16 protein-coding genes are annotated in these 21849 nt (G+C 40.3%); 7 read left to right on the top strand and 9 right to left on the bottom strand.

Features of this window, described 5'->3' with window-relative positions; translation table 11 throughout:
* Positions 1-148: 148 nt before the first annotated feature.
* The 6 genes from JWR87_RS10535 to JWR87_RS10510 form a co-directional block, all read right to left on the bottom strand.
* Positions 149-1297 (bottom strand): methionine aminotransferase, encoded by a 1149-nt coding sequence (locus JWR87_RS10535; protein WP_297819413.1) that lies wholly within the window; start codon positions 1295-1297, stop codon positions 149-151.
* Positions 1298-1387: 90 nt separating this feature from the next.
* The gene (locus tag JWR87_RS10530) at positions 1388-3481 is read right to left on the bottom strand and encodes a hypothetical protein (protein ID WP_297819410.1); all 2094 of its coding nucleotides are present in this window, start codon (positions 3479-3481) and stop codon (positions 1388-1390) included.
* 215 nt (positions 3482-3696) lie between these two features.
* Positions 3697-3876 carry a hypothetical protein gene (locus tag JWR87_RS10525; protein WP_297819407.1) on the bottom strand — a complete coding sequence of 60 codons (180 nt, stop codon included), beginning with the start codon at positions 3874-3876 and terminating at the stop codon, positions 3697-3699.
* A 261-nt stretch (positions 3877-4137) separates the two neighbouring features.
* Positions 4138-5433: a TolC family protein gene (locus JWR87_RS10520; RefSeq protein ID WP_297819404.1), complete on the bottom strand. Its 1296-nt coding sequence runs from the start codon at positions 5431-5433 to the stop codon at positions 4138-4140.
* 3 nt (positions 5434-5436) lie between these two features.
* Positions 5437-8712: an efflux RND transporter permease subunit gene (locus JWR87_RS10515; RefSeq protein WP_297819401.1), complete on the bottom strand. Its 3276-nt coding sequence runs from the start codon at positions 8710-8712 to the stop codon at positions 5437-5439.
* Positions 8713-8830: 118 nt separating this feature from the next.
* Complete coding sequence (locus JWR87_RS10510) at positions 8831-9877, bottom strand: efflux RND transporter periplasmic adaptor subunit (RefSeq protein WP_297819398.1); 1047 nt, start codon at positions 9875-9877, stop codon at positions 8831-8833.
* A 264-nt stretch (positions 9878-10141) separates the two neighbouring features.
* On the opposite strand from JWR87_RS10510, the gene JWR87_RS10505 reads away from it, so the two are divergent.
* Positions 10142-11485, top strand: a complete 1344-nt coding sequence (locus JWR87_RS10505; protein WP_297819395.1) for a M23 family metallopeptidase — start codon at positions 10142-10144, stop codon at positions 11483-11485.
* Positions 11486-11666: 181 nt separating this feature from the next.
* Here JWR87_RS10505 and JWR87_RS10500 read toward each other — a convergent pair whose 3' ends face one another.
* Positions 11667-12713, bottom strand: a complete 1047-nt coding sequence (locus JWR87_RS10500) for a nucleoid-associated protein (protein ID WP_297819392.1) — start codon at positions 12711-12713, stop codon at positions 11667-11669.
* A gap of 329 nt (positions 12714-13042) precedes the next feature.
* On the opposite strand from JWR87_RS10500, the gene JWR87_RS10495 reads away from it, so the two are divergent.
* Positions 13043-13252 carry a hypothetical protein gene (locus JWR87_RS10495; RefSeq protein ID WP_297819390.1) on the top strand — a complete coding sequence of 70 codons (210 nt, stop codon included), beginning with the start codon at positions 13043-13045 and terminating at the stop codon, positions 13250-13252.
* A 446-nt stretch (positions 13253-13698) separates the two neighbouring features.
* Here JWR87_RS10495 and mqnC read toward each other — a convergent pair whose 3' ends face one another.
* Positions 13699-14823: a cyclic dehypoxanthinyl futalosine synthase gene (gene mqnC, locus JWR87_RS10490; protein WP_297819387.1), complete on the bottom strand. Its 1125-nt coding sequence runs from the start codon at positions 14821-14823 to the stop codon at positions 13699-13701.
* A 169-nt stretch (positions 14824-14992) separates the two neighbouring features.
* Between mqnC and JWR87_RS10485 the strand changes: the two genes are divergently transcribed.
* The 3 genes from JWR87_RS10485 to mgrA all read left to right on the top strand — a co-directional run bounded on the left by JWR87_RS10485 (position 14993) and on the right by mgrA (position 18583).
* A complete protein-coding gene (locus JWR87_RS10485) occupies positions 14993-16234 on the top strand; it encodes an aspartyl protease family protein (protein WP_297819384.1) in 1242 nt (413 codons plus the stop codon).
* Between the two features lie 336 nt (positions 16235-16570).
* A complete protein-coding gene (locus JWR87_RS10480; protein ID WP_297819381.1) occupies positions 16571-17500 on the top strand; it encodes a sugar phosphate isomerase/epimerase family protein in 930 nt (309 codons plus the stop codon).
* 87 nt (positions 17501-17587) lie between these two features.
* Positions 17588-18583, top strand: a complete 996-nt coding sequence (gene mgrA / locus JWR87_RS10475) for an L-glyceraldehyde 3-phosphate reductase (protein WP_297819378.1) — start codon at positions 17588-17590, stop codon at positions 18581-18583.
* A gap of 124 nt (positions 18584-18707) precedes the next feature.
* On the opposite strand, the gene JWR87_RS10470 is transcribed toward mgrA, so the two are convergent.
* On the bottom strand, positions 18708-19145 hold the full coding sequence (locus JWR87_RS10470; RefSeq protein ID WP_297819375.1) for a methylglyoxal synthase: 438 nt from the start codon (positions 19143-19145) through the stop codon (positions 18708-18710).
* A gap of 174 nt (positions 19146-19319) precedes the next feature.
* Between JWR87_RS10470 and JWR87_RS10465 the strand changes: the two genes are divergently transcribed.
* Both JWR87_RS10465 and JWR87_RS10460 read left to right on the top strand, forming a co-directional pair.
* The gene (locus JWR87_RS10465) at positions 19320-20612 is read left to right on the top strand and encodes an MFS transporter (protein ID WP_297819372.1); all 1293 of its coding nucleotides are present in this window, start codon (positions 19320-19322) and stop codon (positions 20610-20612) included.
* Positions 20613-20722: 110 nt separating this feature from the next.
* Positions 20723-21849, top strand: a 1127-nt coding sequence (locus tag JWR87_RS10460; protein ID WP_297819369.1) for a VCBS repeat-containing protein, incomplete at its 3' end; no start/stop codon positions are given.

The raw sequence follows: 21849 nt of genomic DNA, 5'->3' as shown, positions 1-21849 counted from the left end.
TGCGCACGTCCGAAGTCTTCTACATTTGTAATGCAATTAAAAAACACAACCTTCCTTTTCTTCCTAACCTTACGGACGTTTCTTAAAACCTTTCATCTGATGACAGGTTTTTTTTATTTGTATCGCATCCTAACCTAAATACATCAGCTTAACCTTTATATCGCACAAGCTTTTCAACAGCCTTATCTAATGTTTCTTCTTTTTTGCAGAAACAAAACCTAATTACTTTATTGTCCGTTCCTGCCTGGTAAAATGCAGAAACAGGTATGGGCGTTACCCCATATTCTTTAGTTAATATAACAGCTAAATCTTTGTCACTTAATTCACTTACACCCTCGTAGCTATAACATTGAAAGTAGCTGCCATAACTTGGCAATGGCTTGAAGATAGTAGCGGTCATTAACTGCTCGAAATAGTCTCTCTTCTTTTGTACAAACGACCCCAGGTTGATATAGGAATCCTTATTTAGCAAATAGCCTGCAAGACCAACCTGCGATGGGGTGTGAACAGAAAAGCAATTAAATTGATGAACCTTTCTAAATTCTTTCATTAAGGAGGGAGATGAAATGCAATAACCAATTTTCCAACCGGTACTATGAAATGTTTTGCCAAAAGAAAAGCAAACAAAAGCCCGTTCCAGCAAGTCGGGAAAGCGTAAGATACTTTGGTGCTGTAAACCGTCAAAGATCAGGTGTTCGTACACCTCGTCGCTTAAGATAAAAATATTGGTGCCTTTTACTATTTCTCTTAATTGCTCAATATCAGCATAAGTAATTACACTGCCCGTGGGATTATGAGGGGAGTTGATCATGATCATCTTTGTCTTCTCATTGATCTTACTTTTCACAATATCCCACGGTATTGAATAGCCGGGAAACTCAAGTGGAATTAATACCGGAACAGCTCCATTTATTTCAATATTTGGGATGTAACTGTCATAGGCAGGTTCAAAAACAATGACTTCATCACCAGGCTCAAGAACAGTAGTTAGGGCTGTATAAATAGCATAGGTGCCGCCCGGGGTTATTGTTATATCTGTTATTGGATTTACCTCTACCTGGTATAGGTCTAACACTTTTTCTGATAATCGTTCAAGCAAGACAGGTAAACCAGCCATTGGTGCATATTGGTTTAGGCCATCTTTCATTGCTTTTGCTACAAGTTCGGCAAGGTCCTGGCTCATGTCAAAATCGGGGAAGCCTTGTCCAAGATTAACCGAATTGTATTGTGTGGCCAAATGGCTCATTGTTGTAAAAACAGTGGTTCCAACATTCGGCAGCTTACTATTAATCTTCACTTTTGGCTTTTGCCAAAAGTAGGATAAAAAAAGTGAGACTGCCACTTCCCAGTGACAGCCTCGTCCTATAATCCGTACCCATAAAAACCTTTAAACTTTGACGCGATATAAAGAATTCAGACCAGAAATATATAAGTCATAATTGCCTGCAACTACATTTGGAACGACTAACATTCCTGACGGTTTGCTTCTTTCATTGCTATCCTGGTCTTCCAATTCGGAAACTATTGTAGTCGTTGCCTTAACGTTGGAGCGATCGGCTACGTTAAAATTGTATTTAATGATTCTGTAGTTAAATACAGACGAATTCATGTAGTTGATGTACACTGAATTGTCTGGTCCGAGAGTCATTGAATAGATCTTTTTGTGTAATACCTCTTTCCATATGATCTGTCCTGTTACAAGATCGAATATAAACACTGTATCTCCGCAGAAGCCCACGAGTAAATCGTCAGTCAAAACACTAAGAGGAGAATACAAATCATCCCATAAGGGTATATCCCACGATTTGACAACACTATTTGTAACCGGATTGTACTTATACAACCTTTGGATCTTACCATTTTTAGGTACAGCTCCGATTAGCGCATAATTACTATCTTTTGTTAAGCACATCGATTGAAACTCGTAACGGGAGAATTCGGGCAAGTAAAGGTTACGGACTGCACCATTCTTATAGCTACCCATACTGAGTTCACGCCCGCCGGAAACCGTTATACGGTCGTTGTTACCGGCACCTGCTACATAACCGCTTTTGGTATACTTAATAGCCAGCAAGCTCATGGAGCCATTTGTACCGGAAGCATCTGCATCCTGAAAAAAGGCACTTTGCCTTGGGTTAGAGGATGGAGTGGCAAAGCCGCTGCTCGTATTTGTAAATCCAGCCAGGTTTACCGTCCAATCCTGTACAGGCGAGTATTGCAACAACGCCCCTTTAGGATAACCGGCCATAAATATTTTACCTGCGTCAGTACTTGAAGAAGGTGGCATTAACATGGTTAGAATACCCATGCTGGTACAGCCTAATTTTCTAAAACCTTCACTTTGTGCGTAAGACCCCAACAATCCCTGCTTGTAGCAGACGAGGTATAATTTATTATTAGAGTACAACATGGGACCTGTGGTAGGATAAACATCTTCCTGCAAATTGTTAACGGTGATAGTACCCGTTTGACCGTTATTTAGTTTGTACACAACTTTTTTGTCAACGTCATTCCAAAACACCTGCGGTACAGTAGCATCTGTTTCTGAATATGGAACATAAATAACCCGGTCGGTCATAGGCCTGTCATACTCTTTAAGAGCTGTAGAAGTGAAGCCCGACAGTCGAAAGTGTGTGGCCACGGAATGCGCATAAGGAGCATCGGTATGGCTGGCAATATCTATAGAAATGCTACTGCCGCCGTTGCTTTTTAAAGTTCTTTTTTCACCTGTTTCCCTGTCGATTGCATATAAGAACCAATTGTTTTTTCCGCAAACAGCATAAGTATACTTGCTGTCTCCTGAAACGCTGGTTACGTAGCGGGAGGTGTTATCGAGTGTAAGAGCGTCAACAGAAAAGCGTTTATAATCGTATCTGAAAGTTTTTACGTCGCCTTCATCACCAAAAGATCCACCATACAGCGCTCCATCGGTACCCAGGTTTAAGGTATAGATGTCGAGGGCAGATTTTCCTTTTTTAAATGGTTTGCCAAGATCTATTGCTGTTTGAGTAAAAGGATCGTATTGAATAAGATGGCCGCCACCGGTTGGAGAACCTTGCGTTGCTACATAGTACTTTTTATCCATCCCAAAAATGCCCATTATGATCCTTCCAAAAGAATAATCTGCAGGATTACCGTCGGTGCCCTTGACCGCAATAATCTTTGACGAATTTGTTTGCATATTAACAGCTACAAAACGAAAAGCATTAATAGGAGTAAGGCCATCCATCTTGCCATTGTCTATCATTAAAAGACAGTAGCCGGAGGTTTGATTCGGCAGATAAGTAAAAAGCGGAGCATTGCCGGCGTTGAGTGGGTGAATTTTCCAGGTGATGTTTGTACCGGAGAAAACGTGTCCAAGATTTTGAATAGAGGATTGGTTTTCTTCCGGTACAACTTTACCCGGAGTTGCTAATTGATCAACTTTTCTGCAAGAGCAAAACAGTAGAATTGCTAATGCAAAATGCGTTAGGTTTTTCATGAGAAAATTGGATATTGGATAGTAGGATATTGGACTTTAAAACCGCGTTACCGAAGCAACACTATTTAAACGCGGCTTACTACAGGAGATTGTAGGAAAAATTTGGTTAGCACAATTCGGGCACGGTATGAGCCGATTGGAGTTGACGCGACAAATAAAACGGGAGAATAACCGGTTGTATGAAGTATTGAAATAGGGTAAAGATTATGTGCAAACTACACGTCGTCTGTACTTGATATTTCGCGTAGGTCTTCCTGAGGCTGGTGCTGCGGAAATAGGTCGTCGTATTTTTTAATTTCAGCCTCTTTAATTTTTGAGTTTTTGTCGCTGGCTATTTGATTAGCATCTACCATCGCATCTTTGTCGTCTGTTGACTTTGGGCTCTCATTAGGCATAGTAATTCTTTTAATAGAAATAAAACAAATTGCAAGCCGCACTGGTTTGGTAGAAGATCATTGACTAAATTTTATAGCTAATGGCTGGGGAAAACAAACCTTTTTAAATCAAGAACCATATTATAGTCAATTCGGTTTCTTAAAAAGGTGGTTGAAAAACTTCGAGACATGAAGAGCCGCTATGAAAAGATAAAGTATAAGTGAGTGACACAACCGGAGTTGATTAAAGAAAGATAGTTGGCTAAAAATGAAACATCATAATTAAATTCCTAACTGGCTTGCTAAACGCTTTAATTCAATTTCTGCAAGTTTGGCCGAGTAGGATAAGTTTGTAAGTCTATAACCCGCTTCAACAAAACTTCGTTGTGCTTCCCGAACTTCTATAATTGTGGCAGCTGAAAGCTCGTAACGTTGAAGTGTGAGCTTAAGGAGGGCTGCAGCAATGCGGTTGTTTTCCTTTTCAACCTGTAGCCTTTGCAGCGTGTTTTGATATGCCTGCCACGACTTTACTGCTGATGTTTCGAGGGTATTTAATAAAATTTCCCTTGACACACCGGCATTTTTTGTCGAGATGTCTGCAACTCTTTGTTGCCTTTTTGTGAATCCGCCATTAAAAATAGGTACACCTAAGGTGAAGCCTACGTAAGGCCCCAGGTTTTGGTTTAGTAAGGTAAAACCTGCACTACTTTGACTACGTGTATAATTAAACCCGGTATTTAACGCAATAGCAGGATAACGCTGCGCTCCTATTTCTCGGGCAAGAAATTCGTTTATCCTGATTTGTTGTTGTGCCGATAATATCTCAGGATTTTTTTGAAGGTTTTCCCTGATGTTATTGTAGTTTATAGTGCTGTCAACAATTATAGTATCCCTTATTACAAAAACACTATCCGGCCGCTGCGTCATTAAAAACATAAGGTCTGCTTTGGCTTGCATGATCACCAGCTCCTGGCTCTGCAATTCCTGTTGACTTGCGGTTAAATCTAATTGAGCCTGGTAAGTATCAGCATTATTTGCAAGGCCTACGCTCTGGCGCACATCTATAATTTTCTTTCTTTGCAGGGTAGCTTCAATTGATTGTCTTAAAGTCTCGATGTAACTGTTTTGCCTTACCACATCGTAGTACTTTATCATTACATCGGAAATGATGTTTTGTATTTGAGTAGTTACAAGCTGTTCGCTTTGTTTTTGTATTGCCTCAAGTCTACTTTTTGCTGCGTGTACCCTTAATCCGTTATATAATACAAAACTACCCCCGAGACCACCGTTGAATGAACTATTGAAATTGCCATTTCGTTTAGTGGTAGTGCCGTTACTAAGGTTTTGAGTTAAATTGGTAAGAGACTGATTGTTGGTAATACTAGTTTCAACTGTTGGCAAACCGCCGGCAACACTGATGTGATTATTAATTTCGCTTGCAGCTATATTGTTCCTGGCAATTTCAATATCAAGACTATTTTTTAGTGCAATATTTATTGCCTCTTGTAATGTTAGCGTTTGTGCCTGAAGCTGTGTAATTGCACAAAGAAGAAATGCCGTAAATACTATTCGCTTCATTTTTTAATTTGTTGACATCGGTGAAGGTCTTAGCTCTTCACTTTTTATTCCATTTCCGGAGTGTAATAATTTTTCTTCCTGAAGTTTCTCCTGCCTGTGAACTTCATCATATTCGAGGTTTGCATCTTTTTTATGCTTGCCAGACATAAAAGTGTAAACAGCCGGAATAACAAACAATGTCAAAATAAGTGAAAACATTATTCCACCTACGATTACAATTCCCAGTGGAATGCGGCTGCTGGCGGCGGCACCTATACTAAGTGCAATAGGTAAAGCACCAAGTGCGGTAGCAAGGCTCGTCATTAAAATAGGTCGCAGCCGTTGTGCTGCCGCCTCCAATACTGCCTGAACTTTAGGTATACCTTGTTCACGTTTCTGGTTTGCAAACTCAACGATTAAAATACCATTTTTAGTTACTAACCCGATTAACATGATCATACCTATCTGGGAGAAAATGTTTAGGGTTTGGTTGAATGCCCAAAGACTTAATAGGGCACCACACAGCGCAAGCGGCACCGTTATCATTATAATAAAAGGATCAGTAAAGCTTCCGAATTGTGCAGCAAGCACAAGATAGATCAGTAACAATGCAAGGCCGAACGCAAAGGCAGTGTTAGAAGAACTTTCGGCATAATCTCTTGAAGGTCCGCTTAGTGAAGTCTGAAAGGTTTCATCCAGCAGTTTTGTACCGATACGCTGCATTGCCTTTACACCATCGCCAATCGTTTTTCCCTCGGCAAGCGAAGCCGACATTGTTGCAGCTTTAAAACGATTATAGTGATATAGTGTAGGAGGATTACTTGTTTCAATCATACTTACCACCGAACTTAAAGGAACTTTCTCGCCGGTGGCAGTAGAAACATAAATATTATTGATATCAACGGGCTCATTCCTGTTAGACAGTTCTACCTGCGAAATTACCTGGTACTGGCGGCCGTTCATGGTAAAGTAACCGGCTCTTCTTCCGCTAAAAGCACTTTGCACGGCACCTCCGACATCAGTAATAGAAAGTCCCAATGCTTTTGCCTTTATTCGATCTATCTGCAACTGAAGCTCCGGCTTATTAAATTTCAAGTTAACATCCACGTTGCTAAACGTAGGGTCTTTCCTTGCTTCTTCCAGAAATTTCGGGATGACATCTTTTATTTTATCAAAGTTTAGATTCTGTATTATGAATTGAACCGGCAGTGATCCCCGTCCACCGCCAACAGATATTGTCTGCTCCTCAATAGGAAAAATTCTAACATTATTGAACCTTCTTAGTTTTCCCTGCAAATCCTTTGCTATATCCGACTGGCTTCTATTTCTGTTATCCGGATCAACTAAGGCTAGCCGCAGGTTGCCCGAGTTTACACCTCCCGAACCTCTGAAACCACCCGGTATCGACCCAAACACAAAATCTCTTTCAGGTACGGAGTCGTAGAGGTAGTTTACAACGTCAAAGCCTACTTTGGTCATGTAATCATAACTGGCACCTTCGGGACCTGTTATGTTTAACCGAACATTGCTTTTATCTTCAAGAGGCGCAATTTCATTTGGAATGCCGCTACCAATTAAATAAATAATCCCTCCACATACCGCAACAAGTACCCAAGCCATCCAACGTACTTTTATAAACCTTGTTAACAGATTCTTATAGCCATTCTCCATTTTTTGGAAAAAGGGTTCTGTTCTTTCATAAAACTTGCCATGCCCGCTGTTCTTTTTGGTCATGTAAACATTTAGCACAGGAGTAATAGTGAGCGATACCAGCGCCGATACCAATACGGCGCCCGCTACCACCACACCAAATTCCCTGAATAACCTTCCAACAAATCCCTCAAGGAAAATAACAGGCAGGAATACAACAGCAAGCGTAACCGAGGTTGAAATAACTGCAAAGAAAATTTCGCGGCTACCTAGCAGGGCCGCCTTTCTTATCGACATTCCTTCTTCAAGTTTTCTAAAAATGTTCTCTGTAACCACAATTCCATCGTCAACCACTAAACCTGTAGCCAACACAATTGCAAGTAGCGTTAATACATTTATAGAAAAACCTGCTATATACATGATAAAGAAACAGGATACCAGCGAGATGGGTATATCTATTAACGGGCGAATGGCTATTAACCAATTTCTAAAGAAGAAAAAGATAACCAGAATAACCAGGCAAAGTGAAATAATCAGCGTTTCCTTAACCTCTTCCAGCGAGCGGCGAACGTTGCGGGTAGTATCTACAAGCACGTTCAATTCAACATCTGCCTTTTCCGTTTTTCTTATATCTTCCAGTCTTTTATTAAACTCATCCGAAATGTTTATATAGTTAGCCCCAGGTTGAGGGGTGATAGCCATACCAACGGCATTAACCCCGTTATATCTCCAACTTTGTTCTTCATTTTCAGGACCCAATTCCACTTTTGCAACATCACTTAACCTTATAATGCCTGCCGAGTCCTGCCGGACTATAAGGTCACTAAAATCTTTTTCAGTTGTTAGTCTTCCCAACGTTCTAATAATAAGTTCGGTGTTATTACCGGTAATTTTTCCGGCTGGCAGCTCTACGTTTTCCCTGTTTAAGGCATCTTGTACTTCAGTAAAAGAAACATTAAATGCAGAAAGTTTATCAGGTTGAAACCAAATACGCATTGCCGGCCTTTTTTGCCCAAAAATGTTTACCCCGCTTACTTCATTTATGGTTTGAAACCTTTCGAGCAGCACATTTTCTGCGTAATCGCTTAGTTCAAGCAGCCCTTTGGTGCGGCTTTGTACGGCAAGCAAAATAATAAATTCACTATTCGCATCTGCCTTACTTACTACCGGCGGTGCGTCCAAATCTTGAGGTAAACTTCTAACTGCCTGGCTTACTTTGTCACGAACATCATTTGCCGCCTCTTCCAATGATACGCTCAGGTCAAACTCCACCGTTATATTGCTCGATCCCGCACTGCTTGATGAAGTGATACTTTTTATGCCGGGTATTCCATTTACTGCCTTTTCAAGTGGCTCTGTAATCTGGGTTTCAATAATATCCGAATTCGCCCCCTGGTACGAGGTTCCAACGTTTACAATTGGCGGATCAATGGCCGGGTATTCCCGTACACTTAAAAAGCTAAAACCAACCAGTCCAAATAATATGATCAGCAGGTTTATTACTGTTGCCAGCACAGGTCGCCTTAGTGATAATTCTGAAATATTCATTTGAGTACTGCTTTCTTCTTTTTTTTTAGAATTCTTTATGTAGTCATCACTATTCTCTTCCTCAACGTTGTTGCGTCGCACTCTTGTACCTTTTCTCTTCACTCATCATGTAATTGACCGATGCTTTTACGGTAATGCCGCTACTAAAAACAGGGCGCCAGAATAAAATTGCAGGAGTTGCAATCAGCATCCATGCCTCTCAACCCATCAAATCCTAATTCTACTTAATAATATCTTCCAGTTTTTTTACGCTTCGCACTTTAACTGCTGCATTAGGCCGTGCAAACAACACTCCACTTATTACAACACTGTCTCCTGCATTCAAACCTTTTGTAACCTGCACTGCTCCTACCTGCCGTACGCCTGTTTCTATGTCAACAAACTTTGCTTTGCCGTTTTTCACAATAACTGCCTGCTTAGCCCGTGCTTCTGGTATAATGGCGTTTGCCGGTATCATCATTCCACTTTCTTTACCAGCATCTACATATACTTTTACAAAACTTCCCGGGTTAACATTTGTTGCGTCTACCAGCCTGGCTCTTACTATTACATTTCGGGTCGTAGTGCTGATTTGAGGTTCAATTGCTATAATCGTCGCCCTTCTCTTTCCAACGGGTGCACCCATTTCTACCACTACTGAATTGCCTCTCTTTAATAAATTTGCATAGTTTTCGGGAAGCGTGAAATCGATCCTTATTTTTCCCATTTGTTGTAATGTAGCAAGAACGGTTGTAGGGCTTACAATAGCTCCGTTGCTAACCTGGCGTAAACCAACAACACCTGAAAATGGAGAACGCACAACTGTCTTTGCAAGGTTGGCTTGTATTATACCTATATCTGCCCTTAAACTGTTTACCTGGTTCAATGCAACATCGTAATCGGCCCTGTTAATGCCCTGTATATCTAAAAGTTTTTTAAATCGCGCTACTGTAATTTCCGCAAGTTGTAATTGAACGTTTACCTTATTTAATTGTGCTCTTAAGTCGGCATCGTTAATTTTTGCAACCACGCTTCCTTTTGCTATACGTGACCCTTCTGCCACATTTAAGTACGTTAACCGGCCACTGATTTCTGGCCTTATTTCTACAAACTCTCCGGCTACTACCGTTCCGTTAGCTTCAACAGTATTAGGAATAGTTTGAGAGCTGGCAATAATCACATCAACTGTTGGAGGAGGAGCAGCAATTTTTTTAATTTCTTCTGTTTTACCCTTGCACGAAAAAGCCAATATATTTAAAAGCACAATTGAGAGAAAAGCATACTTCATTTGATAAGGTAAAATGTTTTATAGAGCAATAAAGATAAAGCAGAAATAACAGGGTAATTGCCGAAAGAATAAAAAGATTGAACTCTTAAATAGGACAGCGGACTTTATCGGTAAAAGTTTGTTTTAATAAGGTGAAACCACTTTGATGATAAGTAATGCTATCCAAAAAAACAATTATAACATAGAATACGTTGGAGAGTAAATCTTAACCAGTGTTATGATTAACAGAAGCTCTAATGGCTTGGATTTTGAAACATGACCAACATGAATAACGAACGATATTGTGCAGACTCTGTTTTTGTATTTGTTTCGCTCATCTTGCTTTTGGCCTCATGTACAAATTCCGGTTCACCTGGTTTGTTTAGAAAAAAAAGCCCACATGACAGCTATGGCGACAAGCTGAAAAATGCCGGGCTTTCGGGAAGTGCTTTGGGGATAAAATGGTTTACTGCTGCCGAGCACAGTCTCACATCGCCGCTGTCGGTAAATCTTCCTTACAGTGAAACAGGATATTTTGCTGCAGAAGAACCAAAGGCTGTTGGTATAATCTTCCAGGCAAAACGAGGTGAAAAACTAACAATAAGTTTAACTAAGAAACCTACGACTGCCTTTGCAATATATCTTGATCTTTGGCTTCCGGCTAGTACTAACGATGAGAAGCCAAAGTTGTTACTGTCTGCTGATAGTGCAACTTCCAAACTTCAGTACGAGGTAGACAAGGAGGGAAGTTATATTTTAAGGTTACAACCTGAGTTATTAAAGGCCGGAGAGTATACCCTTTCTATCAGTACCGGGCCGACCCTAGCTTTTCCCGTCACACCTGAAGTAAAAAGTAACATAGGAAGTTTTTGGGGAGCAGGGAGAGACGCTGGTTCACGTAAGCATGAGGGGATAGATATTTTTGCGCCGCGGGGAACGCCGCTTGTCGCAGCAGCTAACGGAGTGGTAACACGAGCGGGAGAGAACCCGCTTGGTGGCAAAGTAATTTTTTTGAGACCTGCCCGGAAGGATTATACTTTGTACTACGCCCATCTTGATAAGCAAATTGCAGCGGCAGGGCAAACGGTTACCATTGGAGATACCATAGGTTTAGTGGGAAATACAGGAAACGCACGAACGACACAGCCGCATTTACATTTTGGAATTTATACTTATCAAGGGGCTATTGATCCGCTGCCTTTTGTAAACAGGGTAATAAAAACACCAGAGAGCATAAGTGCGTCATTAAGTAATTTGGGCAAATGGGTAAGGAATAATAGAAGGGCTAAACTTTTAAGTGAACCGGCAAGCAATACAGACGAGGTAACTACGCTTGAACCAAATACACTTTTAAAAGTGGAAGCCGCAACGGCAGGATGGTATAAAGCCTTGTCGCCCCGGGGAGAAGCTGGATTTATCGCCAGCACTGTGGTGACCGCTGCTGCAACGCCCATTAATAAATTTATTCTAAAAACGCCTAAACCTTTATTAGATCAACCTGATGAGTTGGCTGCGAGAAAAACAACACTACCTGCAGGTAAGCAGGTAAACATTCTTGCTATGTATAAAGATTTCTATTTTGTAAGGCATGATAAGGAGGAAGGATGGGTTTTAAAAAGTTCTTTATAGCCTTCAGCGCTCAATTTTAAATCGCTGGCTGAAGTTAAATTAGACTTTATAAATAAGCTTGTTGAAGAAAGTAAAAAAGTATAAGTGTGCGACGCAACAACAGTTTATAGAAGCTATTGAGCCGGTACCAAAAAAATTTTCTTAAGACTGGTAGATTGCCTGGTAGTGCCTGAAAAAGCAATTAGCTCTCTTCATCGTAAAACAGTTTATAAAAATGCTTTCCGGTTAGTTCATCGTATCCTTTTTCCATCAGGTCTTTTCGGCCATGAATGTAAATGTGGAAATTTTTATCAAGCTTCAAAACCGCTTTGAAGATTTTTGCCTGCCTTTTTACTGCTGAAAGATTTATGTCAAATTCGTCTTCGATCTCAAAATTCTTGACCGACTCGTATGTTTTCTTATACTCCTTAAAGGTGTCAACAACATCGGTATGATGAATAACCTCTTCTGCAAATTCATCAAGGCTAAACTGATCTTTGGTTTTAAAGTAGTCCATCGACCGGTTTAGTAAGTCTATTTGATCACTCTTTGAGATGTCAAACTTCTCGGCGTATTCGTTGGTAATAAATTGCTTGCACAACCCAAGGTATTTATCGGTGTTGTGATAACTGTCGGCGTAAGGTTGTACCTGCAAAAAATCCGAAATCCAATATTGCGCGTCATTTTTCTTATTAGTAGAGTCAACCACACAGACGGTATAACCTTCTTCTTTATTGTTTCTAAAAACCAGGCAACCCTTATCTAGTTTATTTATATTAATACCTTCTTCAGATATTACCTCAAGGCTCTGCCCGTGTGTAAATACTTTTAAAAAATTTTCTTTATTTTCTGACTTAAAGATGCCAATGGCCTGCTTGTACTCGGTACCAAAAGGTACCTGGTCAAAAACAGCAATATACAATTCACCCTCTTTAACCTTTACGTGAGTGCTTTTGCTGTAAAGAAAAGACGCAAGCAAAGCTGAAGTGGAAACAAATGCGGCCGGATCTTCAAAAATCTTGGTAACGTAGGTGAAAACCTCATTTAAGTTCAGGTCACTTAAATGGGTAAAATGATAATGCTCGTCTTCGTTAAAGGAGGAAAGAAAATACCTTGTGAGCATTCCCTTAACAAGTTCGTCATTAAGGGTTAAAGGGTTTTCGGACAGCTTCAGGCTTTCACTTCTTGTCGGATTTCCTATTTTATGAACAATAACGTCTTTTAGTTGTACACTTTCTACACCGGTCATTGAGCGAAGATAGGGGTACGTGATTTTTTTAGAGTCGAAAACCGAAACTTAATAATATTTCGTACACAGTGAGTCATTCGCTTGTTACTGGTTGAGGAGGATGAGGTACACCCGTAGTTGGCCTAAAGCAAGGCATAAAAAAGTAAGAAATTTTTAAACCTGGGATTATTTGAGAAGTCACAGAAACGTTAAGATTACGTAATGAAAATTAAGATGAAATTAAATAAGAGCATTTATGGAAATGTTATTGGTTTCAGTCTTAGTTTTATAAAAGAAAAATCAGAACTAACAGCATCTCCGCTTATTTCCCCGTTGTAAATAGAATTTCTATGCGTGCTACTTATTCTTTTCCCGAGATTAAATCACTGGTAAGATCGTTGGATTATTCCTCAGTAAATATTCTGGAAGAGTTAATTGAAGAAGAAAAGGATTGCTTTTCGATACCAGAGTTACGAGCTATTAACCGATTTATACGTGTGAAAAACAGGCAGTTGGTAGGAAACGAAGTAAAGTCAGAGTTTTTGTTGTCCTTCAATTAATGCCACCCTTTTTTCTTTTGAAAAGAGGTAAACAAGCATTAGGGGTTTCCTTCCCTAATGCTTGTTCTACAAAATCTTTTATTATATTTATCGTATCCGAACACGAACGCTTGCTCTAAAACTGGGCAGTTATGCTAGACTTTATCATTTTCTTACTACTTAAGTACACCTACGTACTTGCTGCCGTCTTATTCTTAGTTAAGATCTTTCTATTCTTAAAAAATAAAAATAAGAATTGGACCATGTCCCAATTTCTATTTTTTAATCCTACCAATATACAATTCACTCCAAACGCTGAGAGAGCAAAACTGAAAAGGGTACAAAACCAATTAAGTATTGCAATAATCGTGTTGTTAGCTATTCAAATCGGAGCAGCAGTTTTATTTTAATTTCGTCTTTGCGGATGGATAAGACCTGGCGTTGTGTAAGATTAGGAGGTACGCTACCTAATAGTTTATTACCTGTTCCTCCATTAGCACAGGCATCTCGCGAAATTGATATTGCTGGTTGCGTAACTGCGGCTCGAACCCCGCTTCAAGTATTGCTTCCTGTATACCTTTGCTTGTAAACCTATGTGGCGCTCCGGCAGCGCTGACAACGTTTTCTTCAATCATAATACTACCAAAGTCGTTTGCACCTGCATTAAGGCAAATTTGCGCCACTTGTTTTCCAACCGTTAGCCAGCTTGCCTGGATGTTTTTAACGTTTGGTAACATAATACGACTTATGGCTATCATTCTAATATACTCATCGGCAGTCGTTAAATTCTGAACACCTCTTATACGGGCAAGTAACGTGTCAACATCTTGAAACGTCCAAGGAATAAAGGCTATAAATCCTTTTGCATAATTTGGTTTTCTAGCCTGTACCTCGCGCAGTTTTACCAGGTGCTCCATTCTTTCTTCTACAGTTTCTACATGTCCAAACATCATTGTAGCACTGGTGGTAATATCCAGTTGATGTGCTTCTGCCATTATATCAAGCCACTCCTGCGACCCACACTTTCCTTTGCTAATTAAACGACGTACACGATCAACTAATATTTCAGCCCCGGGGCCGGGAAGACTATCCATTCCCGCATCTTTTAAAGCCGTCAACACTTCCCGATGTGTGCTTTTTTCAAGTTTGGTGATGTGGGCCACTTCGGGAGGACCTAAAGCATGTAGCTTGAGGTCGGGAAACATTTCTTTAAGCTTGCGGAATAAATCGACATAGTATTGTAAGCCCAAGTCGGGATGGTGGCCGCCTTGTAGCAGCAATTGCTCTCCGCCGTAGCGAAAAGTTTCTTCTATCTTTCTACGGTAAGTTTCTGTATCGGTTATGTATGCCTGTTCGTGGCCGGGTATTCGATAAAAATTACAGAATTTACAGTTTGCAATACAAACGTTGGTTGTATTCATATTGCGATCTATAATCCAGGTTACTTTTCCATGTGGAACTTGTTTTCTTCTTAGCTGATCACCAATATTCATTAACTCTGCAGTAGGTGCATTTTCAAAAAGAAAAACACCTTCCTGAACACTTAAGAATTCAAAATTTAAAGCTTTTTCATATAGGTCCGCTAATACCATAATTACGTTTTAAAATGGGCCCAAAAATACAACAAGGCTTTCTACCTGCCTTAACTTGTTTCATACCAGGTTCTTAAATTACAGCTAATTAAATTGAGTTCTGATAAAGGAAACAAGGATAAGTTTTGTAATTTGGATTTGGCTGACCAGAAATTAAATGATAAAGTGTGTGACACAACGACTGTTAAATAGAAAAACAACTGCTTGCTACTTACAATTTTTACTGGTCCTTTCCTTTACACTTGCCATTACCTGCCGTAGTTTTGGGCAGGAGGAAGTTACTCCCAAAGCTACATTCGTCACCAGGTTTCCTTTTACCACTCTTTCCGGCGGAATAATAATAGTTAAGGCACTACTAGATGAACACCCCGATACGTTAAATTTTATTCTCGATACAGGTAGTGGTGGCATCTCGTTGGACTCAGCAATAGTTGAATATTTGCAGCTAGCCAAAGTGCCTTCAGAAAGAATTCTTCGAGGCATAGCAATGATGAGGAAAATAATTTATGTTCCTAACAGGACTTTGCGTTTGCCGAAACTTGATGTTGAACACCTCGATTTTCATATCAACGATTATACTTTACTAACAAGTGTGTACGGGGTTAGAGTTGATGGGATAATAGGATACAGCTTTTTCAGCAGGTTTATTGTAAAAGTCGATTATGACCATAATATCCTTGAAGTCTATAACCACGGCAAGATTAAATACCCGAAAGGCGGTCTTATTTTAAAACCCACAATTACTGGTATTCCTGTATTTGATGCAACAATTACTGATGGGGTTACTGTAGCCAGTCGGTTTTATTTTGACTCGGGTGCAGGCCTATGCTTGTTGATGTCGGATAATTTTTCAAACGATAGCAGTATTTTAATAAAAGGAAAAAAAGTATTGTTTACGCAGGCTGAAGGCATTGGAGGTAAAAAGCCAATGAAATTAACTACAGTAAAAGAAATTAAAATCGGCCCCTATAAATTTAAAAAAGTGCCTACCCATATTTTTGTTGACGATTATAATGTGACTTCTTATCCACTACTTGGCGGTCTTATTGGTAACGATTTGCTTCGCCGCTTTAACCTTGTAATCAATTATGCCGACAAGGAAATTCATCTAAAGCCTAATACTCATTTCCGCGAGTCATTTGATTATTCCTATACCGGGCTAGGGATGTACGACGTTAACGGACAAGTAATAATTGAAGACGTAATGGAAGGATCGCCGGCAGCTAAAGCAGGGCTACAGCCCGGAGATGTTTTAGCGGGGATTAATACAATGCTTGCGGGCAATATTCAGAATTATAAAAATATGCTACAGGAGGTGGGAGCAAAACTGAAGCTGCTAATTATGAGAAATGGAGAACTGTTTGTCATTAATCTTAAGGTACGAAGCTTTTTAGATAAGGATATTCAATAGCAGTGAGCGGCGCTCGTTTACTTGCATGCTATAACCGAATTTTTATGTAGCCAACAGTTAGGTTATAAGTCGGCATAGTTGTGTCACTCCCTTGTACTCTTTTATCTATATGCAGCTTTTATTAATTTAAATTTTGTCTTTAAAACCCCCATTGATGCCAGGCTTTTTGTACCAGATGGAATTTTTTGAAATGATGCCGAACTATTATCGAAGCACGGTTAAGGGAAAAGTAATAGTATTGTAAACAAATCTAGTTGTCATCAGATAGATTGATCCGATGCTACCGAAAAATACAAATAGTCCTTTTTTATAACCACAACTACTTTCTACATTGCCATGATGAACAGACGTGATCTCCTTAAGTCATTAAGTGCTACAGCAGCCTTACCATTTTTGCCTGACGTAACCCACGCCCAACCTCCTAAAAAAGCTTCAACCTCGTTTGTTTATTGCGTCAACATGGCGACCATCAGAGGGCACAAGCTTGGATTTGTAAAGGAGTTGGAAGTTGTATCAAAAGCAGGTTTTAGGGCAGCGGAGATCTGGATCGATTCACTTCAGGCATATTTAAAAGAAGGTGGAACACCCAAAGACGCTAAAAAACGATTGGACGATCTAGGAATAAAGGTTGAGAACACAATAGGCTTTGCGCCATGGATTATAGACGACGAAACAAAGCGCAAAGAAGGGCTTGAGCAAATGAAACGCGAAATGGATTTGCTTGCCCAAATCGGTTGTAAAAGAGTTGCCGCCCCCCCTGTTGGTGCAACTAATGAGCCAGTACTTAACTTGAAAACTGTGGCGGAACGCTACAGAACTTTATTAGAGCTTGGCGATAAAACCGGCGTGATACCGCATTTAGAGATGTGGGGATTTTCTAAAAATCTAAGCCGGGTAAGCGAGGTCGCATATGTTGCACTGGAGTCGGGTCATCCCTCTGCTAAGGTTTTGCTTGATGTTTTTCATTTATATAAGGGGGGGTCAAGCCTTGACACTTTGCAATTAATCAGCCCCACATCGCTGGAGATTTTTCATATGAACGACTATACAGCTAATCTTACACCAGCAACCATTACTGATGCAGACAGAATATATCCGGGAGATGGTGTGGCGCCAATTCGAAGAATTTTACAAACGCTGGGAAAAAGAGAGAAACCATTAGTTTTATCGGTTGAGGTTTTCAATAAAAACTACTACGCCCAGGATGCTTTAGTTGTAGCAAAAACTGCTTTGGCAAAATTGAAAGCGGTAACAGCAGGTATTTAGGTTGGTGCAGTTAGGGTATCGGTATCAATTTTTATTCTTACATGCTGTCTTTCTTCAAATAAAATTATTTATAAACTTTTTGCGATTATGACTTATGTACCCAATAATGCTCGTTACCAATCGATGGAATATCGTCGATGTGGTCGGAGTGGCGTGAAGCTTTCCGCTGTTTCTCTTGGCTTATGGCACAACTTCGGCCATATAGATCCGCTTGAAAATTGTCGTGCAATTCTAAAAACAGCGTTTGATGCAGGTATCACTCATTTTGATCTTGCAAATAATTACGGTCAGCCGGCGGGCTCTGCGGAAGAGAACTTCGGTAAAATTTTACGTGAAGACTTTAGAGGGTATAGAAAAGAAATGATTATTTCAACCAAAGCAGGATGGACAATGTGGGAAGGCCCGTACGGTGACTGGGGTTCAAAAAAGTATTTGGTAGAAAGCCTGAATGAAAGTCTGAAAAGGTTGGGGACTGATTATGTAGATATCTATTATCATCACCGTCCAGACCCTGAAACGCCGCTTGAGGAAACTATGTCTGCACTTGATCTGATAGTAAGACAAGGCAAGGCGTTGTATGTTGGTATTTCAAGCTATCAACCTGAAGAAACACAAAGGGCGTGTGCGATTTTGAAAGAATTAGGAACTCCTTGCTTAATTCATCAACCAAAATATTCCATGTTCGATCGCTGGATAGAAAATGGATTATTAGATGTACTTGAAGCGGAAGGTGTGGGGTGTATTCCTTTTTCGCCATTAGCGCAGGGGTTGCTGACGAATAAATATTTGAATGGCATTCCGGAAAATTCACGAGCTGCAAGACATCTTGGAAATGGCGCAATGGAAGAAGACCAGATAACAGATGCCAACATTGCAAAGGTGAAACTACTCAATGAACTTGCTCAGGAGCGTGGACAAAGTCTTGCACAAATGGCTTTAGCCTGGGTAATAAAAGACCCGCGGATTACAACTGTATTAATTGGGGTAAGCAAGCCCGAGCAGGTTACTGACTCCATTCGCTGTCTTGAAAATTATTCGTTCTCGGGCGAAGAACTTGATCGGATAGAAAGTATCCTAAAATAATTATTATTTGCCGCTGTTATTGTTGATATAATAGCGGCAAACTTTAGATACGTAATCTTTGCAACTTTGCTCCTTTAATTTCTTTGCGTGCAAATTTTTAAAGTAAGCGAGGTTGGATTAATGGTTAAAATTTTGAATAATCCGGAACTGCTATTTTATAAGCTTCTTTCATACATGCAGAATGTAATATAAAGTCTGCCGTTGTGCGGTTAGACGCAAGCAAAATATTCCACGCTACAGCAAGTCTTTGTAAGGCTTTTACATCGCTGTCATGCGCCTGCGCTTCCAGGGGATCCCAAAAGAACACAAGGAAATCCAGTTTACCTTCAGCCACTAAGGAGCCAATTTGTTGATCTCCACCTAATGGGCCACTTAATAATTTCATTATAGGCAACCCCAATTTTTCTTCCAGCAATTTTCCTGTACTTCCTGTTGCTATAAGGCGGTGGTTTTTCAGCAGCTCCTTATTTTCAAGTGCCCATTCAACCAACTCGTCTTTTTTCTTATCATGCGCCACCAGTGCTATATGTTTCCGGATAGGTAGAGTACGTGTTTCTGACATGTTCTATCTGCGTTTGTAATCTTTGTGTTTACAAAACAACTGCCATATAGCAAAAGAGACTTATTTGATCATATTTGAGAAAATGACGAAAATATGGAACAAGTGAAATTGCAGCAGGGTATAGTTTTTATCCGCCAGCCTTGCCAGTATTTATAAAATCAATAATTTTAGAAGATGCTGCCAAAAGTGCCTTACCGTTACCGCGTCTTAGCATTACTCTGCTCGTTAACCACGCTAACCTACCTCGATCGTATTTGCATTTCTATTGTAGGTGTGAGAATAAAAACGGAGTTCGGTTTAAGTAATACACAATTTGGATGGGTGCTCGCATCTTTTTCATTGGCTTATGCGTTGTTTGAAATTCCTTCAGGCGTACTGGGTGACCGCATTGGACCTAAGGCCCTTTTTATTCGCATCGTCTTATTCTGGTCTTTGTTTACTGCTTTAACAGGTTTTGCTACAGGATTGATGTCTCTGATTTTCATTCGTTTTCTTTTTGGTGTGGGCGAATCTGGAACTTACCCGAATTGCATGATCGTTATTTCAAGATGGTTTCCCGTGCAGGAGATCGGCCGATCCCTAACCTGGGTAGGCATAGGATCTCAAATCGGTTCTGCGATTGCGCCTTTGATCATTATTCCCATCGCTGTTGCTTATGGTTGGCGTGCCTCGTTTTATGTCAATGCAGTAATTGGCGTTTTGTGGGTTTTGATTTGTTATCTCTGGTTTAAGAATTTTCCGTCGCAGATGAAAAATATTTCCACTAAAGAGGTTGAGTACATTGAAAACAACAGACGTTTTAGTACGAGTCATCACCACATCTCGTGGAAGATTATCCTGAGAAATAGGAATCTTTGGGCGTTGATGCTTATGTATTTTTGTTGCCAATGGGCTAACTATTTCTTTGTTGCCTGGATGCCTGTTTACCTGGTTGAGGGAAGACACTTTACTGAAAATGTGATGAAAGAAATCGTTTTCACTTTGTTCATTGTTGGTATTGTAGGTTTCTTAATTGGCGGATATGTTGGCGATTTGTTGGTCAAACGAAAAGGCCTTCGGTTTGGGAGACGATTTGTTGGAATGACTGGCCTTGGCATTTGCGGGTTACTTATTTTTTTAGCTGCTATCTTACCTCAAAATAATATTGTGGCTTTTTGTCTTATTGCTGCAAACGGTTTCTTTTCATTTGGTGTAATGGTTTCTTACGCGGTTTGTACAGACATTGGCAGAAACAATGCAGGAACTGTTACAGGCGCCATGAATTTCTTCGGACAGATGGGGGCTTTTTTCCTTGCAATTATTTTCGGAAAAATGGTGGATGTATTTCACAATTTCGATTACCCGCTGTTTGTGGTTGCCTTTGTAATGCTAACCGGGGCACTGCTTTGGCTGGGCATTGATCCCTTGAAACAGGTGAGCTTGCCGAAAGATATTGAAGAAGAATCAATGAAGCCGGTTATCGTATAGCAATGATTATTTGTTCTTATATCCAAAAACTATCCTTGATTTTTTTGTAGTAAATTATACTCTCGATTTTAATTGACAACTCAATATTCATTCACTTACAATAAGACGTTATGCTTGCTTTCTTCCTCTTTCTTCAATTGGCTTTTGCCGGCTCCGCACCTGCGCCAAAGTTTGAAGCCCAAACAATTGATAATAATATTTCAATAGGCTACGGTCTTGCTTTGGGTGATGTGGACGGTGATGGGAAGCCGGATATTCTACTGGCGGATAAGAAACAATTTGTATGGTATCGCAATGGGGACTGGAAGCGATTTGTAATGATTGAAAACCTGACGGAGCAAGACAATGTGTGTATTGCTGCACGAGATATAGATGGCGATGGCAAAGTAGAGGTTGCCGTAGGTGCACAATGGAACCCTGGTGAAACTTCAGATACCACTAAGTCTGGCTCCGTGCATTATCTTGTCCGTCCAACAGATCCGACACAACGTTGGGAAGCTGTGAAACTTCATCATGAACCAACCATTCATCGTATGCGATGGATGAAAGCGGCAGATGGAAATTTTTATTTAGTAGTAGTTCCGTTGCACGGACGAGGTAACAAAAATGGTGAGGGCGAAGGGGTAAAGATTATGGGTTACAGATTCCCAGCTAACCCACATACAGCATGGCAAACAGTAATTATAGACAATGCAATGCATATGACGCATAATGTTGCGATAGCGGATGAAGGGTCTTCAAAACAAAATAGCATTTATATCGCCGGTAAGGAAGGAGTGAGACTTGTTCAAAGTTTTGCTGCTAAAGCTGGCGGAAAAAACGCTGAAAAGATTGCAGGCATAGAACTCGGAGCCGGAGAAATTAGAATTGGCAATTTTGGAAAAGAAAAGTTCGTGGCAACAATAGAACCTATGCACGGGATAGCTGTTGCGGTTTACATGGGAGAACAAAATCCCACACGAAAAGTGCTGGATGATCAATTAAAGGAAGGTCATGCATTAGCTACAGCCGATCTGCTTGGCACTGGAACTGACCAGGTAATTGCCGGGTGGAGAAGCCCAAATGCCGAGAATAAAGTTGGGATCAAGTTGTATGTACCGAAGGACAAAAGGGGTAATCAATGGGATTCATACTGGATAGATGACAATGGTATGGCAACAGAGGATTTGCAGGTGATTGATTTGAATGGAGATGGTAAAAAAGACATCATAGCCTCGGGACGTGCTACTAAGAATCT

This window comes from Segetibacter sp. (assembly GCF_025963695.1).
Classification (GTDB): domain Bacteria; phylum Bacteroidota; class Bacteroidia; order Chitinophagales; family Chitinophagaceae; genus Segetibacter.
This window is presented reverse-complemented; position numbering and strand designations above follow the sequence as displayed.

Excerpts from the sequence above, each read along its gene's own strand:
- JWR87_RS10530 (WP_297819410.1), bottom strand. The coding sequence starts at position 3,481 with ATGAAAAACCTAACGCATTTTGCATTAGCAATTCTACTGTTTTGCTCT.
- JWR87_RS10525 (WP_297819407.1), bottom strand. The coding sequence starts at position 3,876 with ATGCCTAATGAGAGCCCAAAGTCAACAGACGACAAAGATGCGATGGTA.
- JWR87_RS10520 (WP_297819404.1), bottom strand. The coding sequence starts at position 5,433 with ATGAAGCGAATAGTATTTACGGCATTTCTTCTTTGTGCAATTACACAG.
- JWR87_RS10510 (WP_297819398.1), bottom strand. The coding sequence starts at position 9,877 with ATGAAGTATGCTTTTCTCTCAATTGTGCTTTTAAATATATTGGCTTTT.
- JWR87_RS10505 (WP_297819395.1), top strand. The coding sequence starts at position 10,142 with ATGAATAACGAACGATATTGTGCAGACTCTGTTTTTGTATTTGTTTCG.
- JWR87_RS10500 (WP_297819392.1), bottom strand. The coding sequence starts at position 12,713 with ATGACCGGTGTAGAAAGTGTACAACTAAAAGACGTTATTGTTCATAAA.
- JWR87_RS10495 (WP_297819390.1), top strand. The coding sequence starts at position 13,043 with ATGCGTGCTACTTATTCTTTTCCCGAGATTAAATCACTGGTAAGATCG.
- mqnC (WP_297819387.1), bottom strand. The coding sequence starts at position 14,823 with ATGGTATTAGCGGACCTATATGAAAAAGCTTTAAATTTTGAATTCTTA.
- JWR87_RS10480 (WP_297819381.1), top strand. The coding sequence starts at position 16,571 with ATGATGAACAGACGTGATCTCCTTAAGTCATTAAGTGCTACAGCAGCC.
- mgrA (WP_297819378.1), top strand. The coding sequence starts at position 17,588 with ATGACTTATGTACCCAATAATGCTCGTTACCAATCGATGGAATATCGT.
- JWR87_RS10470 (WP_297819375.1), bottom strand. The coding sequence starts at position 19,145 with ATGTCAGAAACACGTACTCTACCTATCCGGAAACATATAGCACTGGTG.
- JWR87_RS10465 (WP_297819372.1), top strand. The coding sequence starts at position 19,320 with ATGCTGCCAAAAGTGCCTTACCGTTACCGCGTCTTAGCATTACTCTGC.